The following is a 13039-nucleotide window of genomic DNA, read 5'->3' as shown; positions in this document are numbered from 1 at the left end:
GGCTGGTGAGACGGGCGCTTCGATCCTTGCGCCTGGATAGAGGCTCTACCGCATCCGAGTACAAGGAAGAACTACATGCTGAACTTCGACAAAGATCGCTTCATAAGGATTCAGAGCGGGGCCGTTGCCATCGCGGGCGAGGCGCGCTCGCTCATGCGCACGCTGATTTCGGAGGGCGTCGAGCGACTGTTTTTCATGGGTACCGGCGGCGTGCAGCTCCTGACGCTCCCGGCGATCGAATTGGCGCAGCGTTACTCCACCTTCCCGGTATGCGCGGCATATCCGGCACAGGTCGTGCTTGACCCGCCAGCCGGTCTCGACAGCAAGGCTGTGGTCGTCATCCCTTCATTGTCGGGTACGACAAAGGAAGGCGTCGAACTCATGGCCTTCCTAAAAAAACGGGGCGTCCGCACGATCTCGCTCACGGGCCATTCGGACTCGCCGATAGCGCGGGAAGCTGACCACAACTTCACGAATTTCGCCGAAGACGACACATCATCGGAATCGTTCTACCTGCAGACGTTACTGATCGTCTTGGCGCTTCTGGCCGAACGTGGCGAATATGACGGCTTCGATGCGACCGTCGCCGAGCTCAAGCTGTTGCCGGGCCTGCTCGCCGATGCCAAAGCCGCGTTCGAGGGCAAGGCCGCCGAACTGGCGGGGACGATCAAGGACGAAACCTATCACATCTTCACGGGCGCAGGATCGGTTTGGCCCGAAGCCAACTACTACGGCATGTGCATCCTCGAAGAGATGCAGTGGATCCGCACCCGCCCTGTGCACGCCGCGGACTTCTTTCATGGCACGCTCGAACTGGTCGAGCCAGGCGTCAGCGTCTTCGTGTTCAAAGGCGAGGATGCGCTTCGCCCGTTGGCCGACCGGGTCGAAAATTTTGCCAAACGCTACACGGACCGTGTTCGTACGCTCGACGCGGCCTCGGTCAAGTTGCCGCGCATTTCCGCCCAGGTGCGGAGCATGATCTCGCCGGTCCTGCTTGCCACCTTGCTCGAGCGGCTGAGCGCGCATCTCGAGGTGCTGCGCAATCACCCGCTGACGACACGTCGCTACTACAAACGCGTTGAATACTGATCCACTCTCACCTCTGAAGGAGCTGCTAATGGAACGTTCGCTGCAAGTCGTGGCGGTCACACTGGCCGCGGTATCATCATTGGGGCTGTCGATGGTCGGCAGTTTCGCCGCTTCAGTGCCGGTTGCGGCCGACCCCAGCGCCAAGGTCGAGTATAGCGGCACGCTGTCGGTCCTGACCAAGTTCGGACTGCAGCAGCTGTCGCCCTATTTCGTCAATCTGGCGCACGACTATGAAAAGCTCCATCCGGGCGTGAAGGTCGAACTCATCCAGGAGAGCGACGACAGCGTGAAGGGCAAGACGAAGACCTTGGTTGCTTCGAACTCGCTGCCCGATATCTACTTCTCCTGGACAGGAAGCTGGGGCGGCAACTTCGTGCGCGGCAATCGCGCAGTCGACCTGAGCGCCGTCATCGGCCCCGACACCGACTGGGGCAAGACGCTCTCTCCGGCCGCTGTCAAGGCATTCGAATACAATGGCAAGTTCTATGGCATTCCGCTTTACCAGGATGCCAAGTTCATGGGCTACAACAAGCAGGTCTTCGCCAAGCTCGGCCTCAAGGCGCCAGCCACTTTCGAGGAACTGTTGACCAGCTGCGACGCCATTCGCAAGTCTGGCGCGACACCGATTTCGTTCGGCAACAAGGAGGCCTGGCCGGCAATCCACTTTGCGGGCCAGTTGCTCGCCTACAACGTGCCGCAGGCAAAACTGGAACGCGACTTCGACCCGGCCACCGCCGATTACAGCGATGCAGGTTATGTCGCAGCGCTCAAGCAGTTCAGCCAGCTTGTAGAGCGCTGCACCGATGGCGCCGGCGTCAACGGCACATCCTATGCCTCGGCTCTCCAGGCCTTCACCAACGCGCAGTCGGCCATGTATTATCAGGAGATCATCGAGTTCGATCAGGCCGCCACGCCGGATTCGGCCCTCAAACCCACCGATTTCGGGTTTTTCAGACTGCCCGTGCCGGAGGGGGCCAAGGGTGACCCCAAGTCGATCGAGGGCGCGCCGGAGGGCTACATGATCAACGCGGCGTCCAAAAACATCCCGCTGGCGATCGATTTCATGAAGTTCGCGACCTCCAAGGAAAACGCGCAGGTCCTGTCAGCGCCACCCTACGGCCAGCCGAGCGCCACCATCGGCGGCGCCTCGGAAAAGAACATGAGCGCTGCTGTCGTTGATGGTCTCAAGGACATCAACGCGGCCTCCTATCTCATGCCCTGGTTGGACACGGCCAACCCGCCACGCGTCGCCGCCGTCTGGCTCTCCAGCCTGCAGGCGCTGGCAGGTGGCTCGATGACGCCCGAACAAGTGATGGATGAGGTGCGCAAGGCCGCATCCGCAGTCAAATAAACAGACCATGGCAAGGGCCTCGGACACAATGGAGAGCGGCGCCGTGCTTCGCGGCGTCGCCAGGCCGCAACGGCCAAACAGGCCGCGGGCCCGCTTCGCCAATCTGTCGTCGTTGCGATGGGCGGCGATTGCACTCATCCTCATCGGCTGGTTCGTTTACTATCCGATCGTCGACAATTTCATCGTCAGCACCACCGACCAGGACATCTATACCGGCGAGGTCACCAATGTCGGCCTTGCCAATTACGACCGGCTGCTGCATGACCCGGTCGTGCTGCTGGCGCTGTGGAACAACTGCCTCTACGCCATCATTTCCGTTATCTTCCAGGTCTTCGGCGCGTTCCTGCTGGCGGCCATCATCGAGGACCTGAGGAGCGAACGCTGGCGCCGTCTGTGGCGCGCCATCTATTTCGTGCCGTCGGCCATCTCGATCACCGTGACCGGACTGCTGTTCTATTTCATTTACCAGCCGCAGATCGGCTTGCTGGATGCCGCGCTCAGCCGCGTTGGTCTGAGCCAGTTCGTCATGCCCTGGCTCGGCAACGAGTACACCGCCATCTATGCCATCATCGCCATGAGCCAATGGCAGGGATTTGGCTACTCGACGCTCTTGTTTGCCATCGCCATCCAGAAGATCCCGCGCGACCTTTACGATGCCGCAACGATCGATGGCGCCGGTCCGCTGCGCCGGCTGTGGAGCATCACCTTTCCGCTGACCCGGGAAATGACGGGGCTGATGATCATTGTCACGATCACCGGCGCCTTCCAGGTGTTTAACGAGGTCATGGTCATGACCGCGGGCGGGCCAAACAACAGCAGCCAGGTGCTGGGCACATGGCTCTACCAAAAGGCTTTTATTGAGGACAATTTCGGCTATGGCGCGGCGATTGCCGCCGTCATCTTCGTCCTCACCATGCTCACCGGCGCGGCACAGCTCTGGTACACGAAGCAACGGCGGGTGCAGTTATGAGTGCGACGGTCGCAGCCGGTCGCAGCCGGCGTGTCACTGTATGGTCGGCCATCGCCACGACTTTGCTCTATTCCTTCCTGGTCTGCCTCGCTGTGATCGTCATCTATCCGCTGATCTGGATGGCGCTGAGCGGCTTCAAGGACAATGCGCAGATCTTCGGCGATCCCTTCGCTCTGCCTGTCCATTGGTCGTGGAACAATTACGTCCAGGCGTGGAACCAAGGGGTTCGTGGATATGTGACAGTCTCGGTGCTGGTGACCGTCGCTTCGGCCATATGCACGGTGCTGATCAGTGCCTGGACGGCCTTCGGCCTGACCCGCACGAAGATGCCGGCAAAGCCTCTGGTTATTGCCATCGTTCTTGGCGGCTTGATGCTCAGCCCCACCGTGGCGATCATACCACTGGTGAAAATGTTGCAAGCGCTCGGTCTCTATAACACCTACTGGGCGCTGATCATTCTCTACACGGCGTTCCGGGTCCCGTTCACCACCTTCCTGATCCGTGCCTACATGCTGGATCTGCCTGAAGACATCGACGAGGCGGCGACGATGGACGGCGCCAGCGAGGGTCAGATCTTCTGGCGCATCACCTTGCCGCTGTGCCGGCCGATCATCATTTCGTGTGTCATCCTGCACGTCCTTTTTGCCTGGAACGAATATCTCTTCGCCATGATCTTCACGAGCGGCAGCGATGTGCAGACGTTGCCGGTTGGACTGACGTCGATCATGGCAACGCACGGAACCAACTATGCCGTGGTCTTCGCGGCCATGACGATCTCGGCCCTGCCCATCGTGGTCGTGTTCTTTGCCGCGCAACGCTACTTCATCCGTGGCTTGGCCGAAGGCATCGGCAAATAACAATTCCCGAAAGGAGCCTTCATGCCGCAGCTTGCTGCCCATCAGCTGATCGGAGCCAATTTCAGCTTTCAGCACTTTCCGTTTGATGAGGTTGCCAGGACGATCCGCGACTTCGGCATGAGGGAGATCGAATTGTGGGGGATTGCCCAGCATCTCGACCTCTTCCACGCCACCGACACACGGGTCGAATCCGTTCGTCGGGTGCTCGCCGACAGCGGCTTGTCCACTTGGTGCTTCACGCCAGAGCAGGTTCTATATCCGATCGACATTGCCTCAGGCGATGAGGACCTGCGCCGTGACAGCATCGAGCGGTTCTGCCGCGCGGCGGACATCTGCGCGGCACTGGGCGCCCGTTACCTGTTCCTGACTCCGGGGCGAGGCTACGAGAACGAGGCGCCGCAGGTGGCATGGGATCACGCCCTCGAGGGGCTTGCCATGATCGCCGCGCATGCCGGCCGAAACGGTGTCCGGTGCCTGCTGGAGCCACTGCAACGATTCGAGACCAACGTCATCAATGACGCTGCTGGCCTGCGCCGCATGCTCGACCAACTCGGCGCTGACAACATGGATGTTGTGCTGGACACGGTTGCCATGGCCACTGCCGGCGACACGGTGGCCGGCTATGTAGACCTGTTCGGCGCTCGGCTTGCGCATGTCCAACTCGTCGACGGCACGCCGAGCGGACATCTTGTGTGGGGCGACGGCATACTGCCGCTCGGCCGCTTTGTCAGCGAATTGGCGAGCGCCGGATACGTGGGCAAGATCACCTTCGAGCCGTTCGGCAATGGATGCTACGCGCTGGATCCGATAGGGGCCTGGACGCGCTGCCTCAACGCTATCGAGCCGTACCTGAATCGCGCAACGGTGCTGGCATGACGTTGAAGAAGCTTGTCGCTGTCGGGGATAATTGCCTCGACGCTTACCTGACCAGCGGTCTGCTTACCGTCGGTGGCAACGCCCTGAACGTTGCCGCGCAATGGCGGCGCAACGGCTGGACGGCACGGTATTTTGGCGCTGTCGGCGAGGATGCCGAGGGTGACATGGTACTTTCCGAATTGGTAGGCGTCGGCCTTTCGCCGGATGACGTCGAACGTCGCCCCGGCGACACCGCGGTCACCTTGCTTCGCGACGAATCCGGGGAGCGCAAATTCCTGCACGAATCCTTCGGGGTCGGTGAGAGCTACATGCCGTCGCCGGAGCACTATGCGATCATCGCCGCAGCCGACTGGGTGCATCTCGGCACCAATGCCAACAGAGACCTTGTCCGCCGGATGGTCGCGGATCGTGTGCCGTTCAGCATTGATGTATCGACGGCACATCTGGCACTGCCGCTCGGCGGCGTGCCGATGCTGTTTGCCTCCGGCCCAGACGATGTCGATGTCCCCATCGAGCCATTGCTATCCGCGCTCAGGGCCGCCGGCGCGAGCCAAGTGGTTTTGACCTGCGGCCGTCGCGGATCCTACTTTGACGATGGCTCGAATGACATAGTGCATGCGCCGGCGACGCTTGTCGATGTCGTGGATACGTGTGGGGCCGGCGACAGTTTTATCGCCACTTTCCTCGCCGGCTTCCGTTTCGACGGCCTTCGCGCCTCGGAGGCATTGCACGAGGCTTCAATCGCCGCTGCGCAGACCTGCACACATCTCGGCGGGTTTCCCCAGAGACCGCGTCCCATACCAGATTGGCTGCCGGCCAAATATGCCAGCTTCATTGCCGACGCCCAGGGAGCCCGGCCGTGACGACACTGCGTCTGCGACAGCCGAAGGTGGCGCTTCCGTGCGACCGGTCCTTCTGGCTTCTGGACATCGGCGCCGACACCGCGACCGCACCGTTGAGAGGCGACGAGCGCGCCGACGTGGTGATCGTCGGTGGGGGCTATACCGGCCTGTGGACGGCGCTGCGCATCCGTGAATTGGCGCCGGAAACACGGGTCATCGTGCTTGAGGCCGATCTATGCGGTTCAGGAGCTTCGGGGCGCAATGGCGGCCAAGTTCATTCCTGGTTCGCCGAAATCGACCAGATCGGTGCCGTCGTCGGCCTCGAAGAAGCGCGACAGCTCTGCGCCGACACGGTGGCATCGATTGCGGAGCTGAAGGCGCTGCAGCAAAACGGCACCATAGACATGGACCTGAGGCTGGACGGATGGCTGTGGACCGCGAGCTCAATTGCGCAGGAAGGCGCCTGGGAGAATGCCGTTGCCATGACCGCGGCTGTTGGAGAAAACCGTTTCAAGCCGCTGACGGCCGACGACATTCAAGGCCGCACCGGTTCATCGGCATCCTATGTCGGAGTCGTCGAGACCAATGCCGGCACGGTCCATCCCGCCAAGCTTGCCATCGGATTGCGCAAGCTGGCATTGGCCCGCGGCGTCATTATCCACGAGCGCAGCCCGGTCCTCGACATCGAAACCGGCAGGACGTGCACGCTGCGAACGGCACAAGGCAGGGTGCGGGCAGAGAAAGTTGTGCTTGCCGCGAACGCATGGCTCTCAGCGCTGCCGGAACTGCGCCGCCATCTCTACGTCATCGACAGCGAAGTGGTCGCAACCGCCGCCGTGCCCGAGCTGCTCAACAGCATTGGTTGGCGCGATGGTGCCTCAATCTGCGATTCACAAGCACAGGTCCTCTACTACCAGCGCACCAGCATGGGCAGGGTGATCTTCGGCCGCGGCAGCGGCAATTTGGCGTTCGCCGGAAACTTCGGGGCCAGCTTCAACCGCAGCCCGGAGCATGGCCGTGACAATGTGCGGGAACTGCACAGAGTCTATCCGGCGCTGCGTGGCGTGCGGGTCGAGTATGACTGGTCAGGTCCCATCGACTGTGTACCCGAACACGTTCCGGTCTTCGATCACCTGCGCGGCCATCCGAACATCTTCTACGGCATGGGCTTCAACGGAACCGGCATCGCGCAAACGCCGATTGGCGGGCGGATACTGGCCAGCCTCGTGCTGGAGCGCAACGATCGCTGGAGCGCCAGCGGGCTGGTCGGCATCGAGCGTCGGATGTCGCTCCCGCCCGAGCCGTTCCGCTATCTCGGCGCCAAGCTCGTCCGCGGCGCGGTGCGCCGCAAGAATGAGGCCGAGATCCGCAACCGGAAGGCGGACAGGATCACCAATCTGCTGGCTGGGCTCAAGCCGGGCCACCGCAAGAAATAAGCGACGTCCAGAGCGTCTTGTCCTTCACGCCACCAAGGAGGATACGATGGCTGATCTGCCCTTGATGCAAGTCCCGAAAACTTCACGACAGTGCCGCCGATGCGTCGCTGTAGCCGCCGATTGTCGGCGCGTTGCCGGCAAAATAAAAGCTGGCCGGGTTTTCTTTCCAATCGCTGAAAAAGGACTTGATCCCCTCGTCGATATGTGTACCTAGTCTGATATGAGATCGATCTCATGTTGCGCTCTCAAATAGCCCTTTCTCTATGGGAGAGGGCGCATATATCTAACGATGAAGAGGGAGGTTTAAGTGAGGAAATTGATCGCGTGGCTGGCCTTGGCCACTACCACGCTAGCGTTCGCGTCTGCGGCGTCGGCGGGTGAAACCATCGACCGGGTTACCTCGAAGAAGGCAATGGTGGTCGCCACAAACAGCGGCTGGCCGCCGCAGAGTTTCCTCGACGACAGCAATCAGTTGGTCGGCTTCGACATCGACGTCTCGAAGGAGATCGGAAAGCGCCTCGGCGTCGAGGTCAGTTTCGACACGCCGGACTGGGCGACGATGACGGGCGGTCATTGGCAGGGGCGCTACGATCTGGGTGTCGGCTCGGTGACGCCGACCAAGGCGCGCGCCAAGGTGATCGATTTCGAAGGCATCTATTATTACAGCCCCTACGTTTACGTGGTTCACAAGGACAGCCCGACCAAATCGGTCGCCGACCTTAACGGCAAGATCATCGGCGTCGAGACCGCCACCACGTCGGAGGATTTCGTCCGCAGACAGCTTGAGATCGATGCTCCCGGCTTGCCGCCCATCGAATACAAGCTGGAGCCCGGTGAGATCAGGACTTTCGCCGACTCAATGCTGCCGTTCGACGATTTGAGGCTCGGTGACGGCGTGCGCCTCAACGCGGTCATCGCACCAGAACAGACAGCTCAGAACGCGATAAAGAACGGCTACCCGTTGCGTATCCTGGAAGGCGGCTATGCCTTCCGTGAGCCACTGGTGGTGATCGCGGAAAAAGGTGATGCCGAGTGGAATGCCAAGATCGGCGGCATTCTCGACGAGATGAAGAAGGACGGTACCCTCACGAAGCTGACTACCGAGTGGTACGGCAAGGATTACAGCGCCGACTGAGGAGCGTCGTGGACGAAGCTTGGGCGGGATGCATTCAAATTGAACATCCCGCTCCATCTGTTTTGTTCAACCGCATTTCTGCGACACCGGGCGGCTCCGCCCGGCTTCAAAATGCTCTAGTGCCGCCATCTCATCATATCGATCATGACATATCCTGACACTTATTACCGACGCACGCTTGCCGACAACACCATCAGACCGCCGCTGAGCGGCGTTTCGCAGTGCGAAACAGTCGTTATCGGCGGCGGACTGGCAGGCCTGACGACGGCGTTGCAGCTGGCTCGCGCCGGCCAGCAGGTCGTCGTGCTTGAGGCGCAGCGCATCGGCTTCGGCGCTTCCGGTCGCAATGGCGGCTTCGTCAATCCCGGCTTCGCCACAGGCACCGACAACATCGCCGCGATGGCCGGCGTGGACGCGGCACAAAGACTGCACCGCCTGTCCATCGAAGGCGTCGATTTCGTGCGGCAGACGATCCGCGATCTCGACATCAAGGCGGCAGGGCCGCGCTCCGGTATGTTGAGCGTGCTTCGCCACGATGGCGGCGCCGCGCTCAAGGCATATGCCGAGCAACTGGCGCGGGATTTCAACTATCGGCTCGACTATCTCGAGCGCGACCAGGTGCGAGCGGTGCTGCATTCCGAGCGCTACTACCAAGGCTTGCGCGACCCCAGCGCCTTCCACATGCATCCGCTCAACTATCTCCGCGCCATTGCGGGAGAGATCGAACGGCTGGGCGGCAGGATCCACGAGAGATCGGGGGCCGTTGAAGCCAACCTTGACGGCGCGGAAAAGATCGTGCGCACCGACGGCGGCCACGTGCGCGCCCGCCAGGCCGTATTTGCCACCGGTGGCTATACCGGGCCACTGGTCGGCAGGCTGAAGCGGGCGTTCCTGCCGATCGCCACTTACGTCATGGTGAGCGAGGAGGCGCCTGACCTGATCGCCAAGGCGATTACGACAACCGACGCCGTTGGCGACAACCGTCGCGCTGGCGATTATTACCGCATTCTCGAAGACGGCAAACGGCTGCTCTGGGGCGGGCGCATCACCACGCGGGCGGCCTCACCGGGCGTGTTGGCGTGGCAATTGCGCCGCGAGATGGTCACAACTTATCCGCAGCTCGAAAAGCTCAAGACCGAACTCGCCTGGTCCGGGCTCATGTCTTATGCCCGCCACTTGATGCCCCAAATCGGCGCGTTGCAGCCGGGCGTCTGGTACCTCACGGCTTTTGGCGGCCATGGCATCAACACCACGGCGATCGCCGGCAAGCTGATCGCCGAGGCCATACTGGGAGAATCGGACCGCTACCGGCTGTTCGCACCATTTGGGCTTGCCTGGGCAGGCGGCCCGGCTGGACTTGCAGTCGCGCAACTTACCTACTGGAAGCTGCAGGCGCAGGATTGGTGGCGCGAGCGCGCCCGCTGACCATAAGGAGATCGAGGACGTGATCGGCCGACTGTTGCTCAACCACCCGGACGCGGCGCGCCGCGTTGGCGTGTTCTTCATGCTCGCCGCCATCGCCGCCGGCCTGTACGGGCTCGGCATCAAAGCCAGTTGGCTCGGCAAGCTTGTTCCGGGGACAGTCGAGTGTCTCGCCGCCAACCCTGAGATCGGGCGGGCGGTCTCGGCGGTGCTGATCGCATTGATCGTGGCGGCGAACTGGAACGCGCTGCGGTATCTCAGCCGCAAACAGCAGATTGTGGCGGTGTGGATAGAGCTGTTCGTGTTGTTAATGCTGTTTTTCTATTCTTTCGACCTGTCCTTCGCGTTCATCGCCAAGAAGATCGGCTTCCTCGTCTCGAAGGGCGTGGTGACGACCCTCTACATTTCGGCCATTTCGATCGCCATCGCCACCCTCATCGCCTTCGTTGGCGCCATCGCCAAACTTTCCCGCAACGGCGTGGTCTATGGCTTGGCGACCTTCTATACCTCTCTGTTTCGTGGCTTGCCGTTGCTGATGCAGATCTACATCATCTATCTCGGCCTGCCGCAGATTGGCTACGTGATCGGCGCCGTGCCGGCCGGCATCATGGCGCTGTCGCTTTGCTACGGCGCGTACATGACCGAGATCTTCCGTGCCGGCATCGAAAGCATCTCGCGCGGCCAGACCGAGGGTGCTACGGCGCTCGGCCTCAGCGCTAACCAGACGATGTTCCTGGTCATCCTGCCGCAGGCGATGCGCGTCATCGTACCGCCGACCGGCAACCAGTTCATTGCGATGCTGAAGGATTCTTCGCTGGTCTCGGTGGTCGGGGTCTGGGAGATCATGTATCTCGCACGCACGCAGGGCCAGACCGAGTTCCGCCACATCGAGATGCTCATCACCGCCTCGATGATCTATTGGCTGCTCTCGATGGGGCTCGAGTTCCTGCAGTCGCGGATTGAGGACCGGTTCGGGCGCTCACTCAAGCGCTGATCGTCATCCGTGATTTTCGCCAAAGCGAGTTGCACAGCACCGCAACAGCCAACTTCGGAGAGCAGCTGCAGATTGTACGCGACAGCATGCCGTTCGGCGACGTCCACCGTCAAACGATAGTCGTTGCACATCAGTCCTCCGTTTGATCGCATTGCAGCGCGACCGTGTTCTTGTTATGACGATGAGTGCAATGGTTTTCGATTCCGACGCATCGCTCGACGAAGGCCGCGCTATCATAAGGCGCTACGGCGGCGATGTTGAGATGGCAGAGTTGCCTTGGGGCCTTCAGCCCAGCAAAATTGGAGGCAGGCCGTTCACCGTCATGCGCGCTAGGGCAGGACGTTTCGCAGTCACCGTTGCCTCGTTCCGGCACCGGAGCAGGGGCAAGGCCTATAGCTTCTCGCTCGCCGACGGTGACTGGTCTTTTTCGCCGGAATCTGGCGCCCGGCGACACGTGACTGGCGTGAGGCTTATGCCATCCTGACGATCGAGGCGAACGACGACGTTGCGCCCTTCCACGACCGACAGGTGGCAGTGATGCGGCGCGATCAACGGGTGGCTTGGCTCGACAGGACCTGCTTGGAAGAAGAGCTGCTTCGGCCGTTGCCGGCCGGCACGTTCGTGGTTTCGAAGCCGCGCGAAGCATCTGCACAGGCGGTGCTAGCATTTTGAACCAAAACTCGAACTTGGTGATCTCGCCGGCCATCCGCCGCTGCCACTGTGATCGAGGCTAATATTATTTGGACCTCAGTCGCTGCGCAGAATTTTCGCTTCTAACGCCGCTGTAACGAAGGCGCGTCTCGCTACCGGCGTCTGGGCTTCACCACGCAGAACCTGAAGACATGCATCCATAGCCAGTTTTCGGTTCTCCGTCGGACGAGGGACACTTCGCAGCAGGATCGTGGCTGCGTCGTTCACATCGAACATGACGCGCTCACGGTCATGCCGGCCAATTTGCACCGCCACGGGCCGGATGAAACTGCTCGACGTGCAATTACTCTCTCAGTTTCGACTTCGATACCTGTCTTCGCGTATCATGACGTGGATCAATTCATACATGTATGGGCTAAGCTCGAAGAGAACTTGCAGTTGCTCAATCAGACAAATTGCCTGTGCAATTTCAGCAGGCCGCTACCCAAAATCGGATGGGTCCCGGTCTTGGTGCGCAAGAAAGCACAGCGGAATTCTGCCGCGTCCGGAAGGTCAAGCGGCGCTTGGTCTTCGGACTTTCCTGATGCCCGTGCCTTCTCTCATGGTGTCAGCCTTGACCCGGCCGCTGCCGCAATGCCGATGCTTCCTGTGGCGCGCCGATGCCGGGAGAGGGAGAGGGTGGGCGGGCCGCGGCGGCGGGTGAAGGTCCGGGAGAGAGTCTCCCGGCGCCCGCCGAGGAGCGACACCCATGACCAAGATGGAAATTCACACGCCCAAGGGCAACGAGCGGGCCGGTTACAAGGTCGACGTCGGCCGCGGCCAGCGCATTGGCCGCGTGTCGTCAGAATGGTTCAACCGGCCGGCGGACGAGCGCTACCTGTCGCTCACCGACCTTTGGAACTCGGTGAAGGCCCGGTCGGAGCGCAGCAAGACCCGCATCGTCGAAAGTGAGCTAATCCGCGTCGAGGCCAGTCGCGACGATCCCCGAGCGCCTGAGGCTAATGCTGCCCGGTGCGCTTGCCCCGGTTGCCCCCACGCATTGGAGTTTTACTCGCCGGCCTGGTCGGCGCACCAGCCGCCTATCTGCGGCAGCTTCCAGCCCCGCTCGCGGCGATCAACCTTCAGCACGGTCTGCTCAACCACCGAGCAGAGCAGGTGAAGACGCTGGAAATCGACAATGGACGCCTCGAGTTGCGAGCCGTAACCGGTCCGGACTATGGCAGAATACTTGACTCAGAACTGATCGACGCCGTGCAGAGGATCGCTGACAACGGCACCGGGGACACGCGCTGGAAGGTGCCGGAAGTCCTCGATTGGTCAACGGGAATTTTACCTGGCCGCCGGCGACGAGCTCGGCCGCCGTGCGATGGCCATAGTCGGCGATCGGTTCATTGCGATACCAGTAGATCGCCTTGT

11 protein-coding genes and 2 pseudogenes are annotated in these 13039 nt (G+C 61.4%); 12 read left to right on the top strand and 1 reads right to left on the bottom strand.

Translation table 11 applies throughout. The annotated features are described in order from the left end of the window. The first annotated feature begins 75 nt into the window (after nt 1-75). The 11 genes and pseudogenes from NKI20_RS21870 to NKI20_RS21820 all read left to right on the top strand — a co-directional run bounded on the left by NKI20_RS21870 (nt 76) and on the right by NKI20_RS21820 (nt 11644). On the top strand, nt 76-1089 hold the full coding sequence (locus tag NKI20_RS21870) for an SIS domain-containing protein (RefSeq protein WP_023762014.1): 1014 nt from the start codon (nt 76-78) through the stop codon (nt 1087-1089). 28 nt (nt 1090-1117) lie between these two features. Then, complete coding sequence (locus NKI20_RS21865) at nt 1118-2440, top strand: ABC transporter substrate-binding protein (RefSeq protein WP_352834118.1); 1323 nt, start codon at nt 1118-1120, stop codon at nt 2438-2440. Between the two features lie 7 nt (nt 2441-2447). Continuing rightward, nucleotides 2448-3410, top strand: coding sequence for a carbohydrate ABC transporter permease (locus NKI20_RS21860; RefSeq protein WP_352834115.1), 963 nt, complete (start codon nt 2448-2450; stop codon nt 3408-3410). After that, the gene (locus tag NKI20_RS21855; protein WP_352834113.1) at nt 3407-4267 is read left to right on the top strand and encodes a carbohydrate ABC transporter permease; all 861 of its coding nucleotides are present in this window, start codon (nt 3407-3409) and stop codon (nt 4265-4267) included. Before NKI20_RS21860 ends, NKI20_RS21855 begins: the two co-directional genes overlap by 4 nt. A 21-nt stretch (nt 4268-4288) precedes the next feature. After that, entirely contained in the window at nt 4289-5143 is an 855-nt protein-coding gene (locus NKI20_RS21850; RefSeq protein ID WP_352834110.1) for a sugar phosphate isomerase/epimerase family protein, read from the top strand. Further along, on the top strand, nt 5140-6006 hold the full coding sequence (locus tag NKI20_RS21845; RefSeq protein ID WP_352834107.1) for a PfkB family carbohydrate kinase: 867 nt from the start codon (nt 5140-5142) through the stop codon (nt 6004-6006). The genes NKI20_RS21850 and NKI20_RS21845 overlap by 4 nt, the downstream gene beginning before the upstream one ends. Continuing rightward, nucleotides 6003-7421: an NAD(P)/FAD-dependent oxidoreductase gene (locus tag NKI20_RS21840; protein WP_352834104.1), complete on the top strand. Its 1419-nt coding sequence runs from the start codon at nt 6003-6005 to the stop codon at nt 7419-7421. Before NKI20_RS21845 ends, NKI20_RS21840 begins: the two co-directional genes overlap by 4 nt. Nucleotides 7422-7728: 307 nt before the next feature. Then, entirely contained in the window at nt 7729-8556 is an 828-nt protein-coding gene (locus NKI20_RS21835) for a transporter substrate-binding domain-containing protein (RefSeq protein WP_352834102.1), read from the top strand. Nucleotides 8557-8700: 144 nt separating this feature from the next. Beyond that, a complete protein-coding gene (locus tag NKI20_RS21830; protein ID WP_352486983.1) occupies nt 8701-9981 on the top strand; it encodes an NAD(P)/FAD-dependent oxidoreductase in 1281 nt (426 codons plus the stop codon). Nucleotides 9982-10000: 19 nt separating this feature from the next. Further along, nucleotides 10001-10972 carry an amino acid ABC transporter permease gene (locus tag NKI20_RS21825; RefSeq protein WP_023762005.1) on the top strand — a complete coding sequence of 324 codons (972 nt, stop codon included), beginning with the start codon at nt 10001-10003 and terminating at the stop codon, nt 10970-10972. A gap of 181 nt (nt 10973-11153) precedes the next feature. Further along, nucleotides 11154-11644 (top strand): annotated as a pseudogene (locus NKI20_RS21820) (SOS response-associated peptidase family protein). A gap of 75 nt (nt 11645-11719) precedes the next feature. Here the strand turns inward: NKI20_RS21820 and NKI20_RS21815 are convergent. Further along, nucleotides 11720-11932 carry a DUF982 domain-containing protein gene (locus NKI20_RS21815; RefSeq protein WP_352834228.1) on the bottom strand — a complete coding sequence of 71 codons (213 nt, stop codon included), beginning with the start codon at nt 11930-11932 and terminating at the stop codon, nt 11720-11722. A 439-nt stretch (nt 11933-12371) separates the two neighbouring features. Between NKI20_RS21815 and NKI20_RS21810 the strand changes: the two are divergent. Continuing rightward, nucleotides 12372-12952 (top strand): annotated as a pseudogene (locus NKI20_RS21810) (hypothetical protein); the annotation flags it as partial. Nucleotides 12953-13039 lie beyond the last annotated feature (87 nt).

It is taken from the genome of Mesorhizobium sp. M0830 (assembly GCF_040319965.1).
Taxonomy (GTDB): Bacteria; Pseudomonadota; Alphaproteobacteria; order Rhizobiales; family Rhizobiaceae; genus Mesorhizobium.
This window is presented reverse-complemented; position numbering and strand designations above follow the sequence as displayed.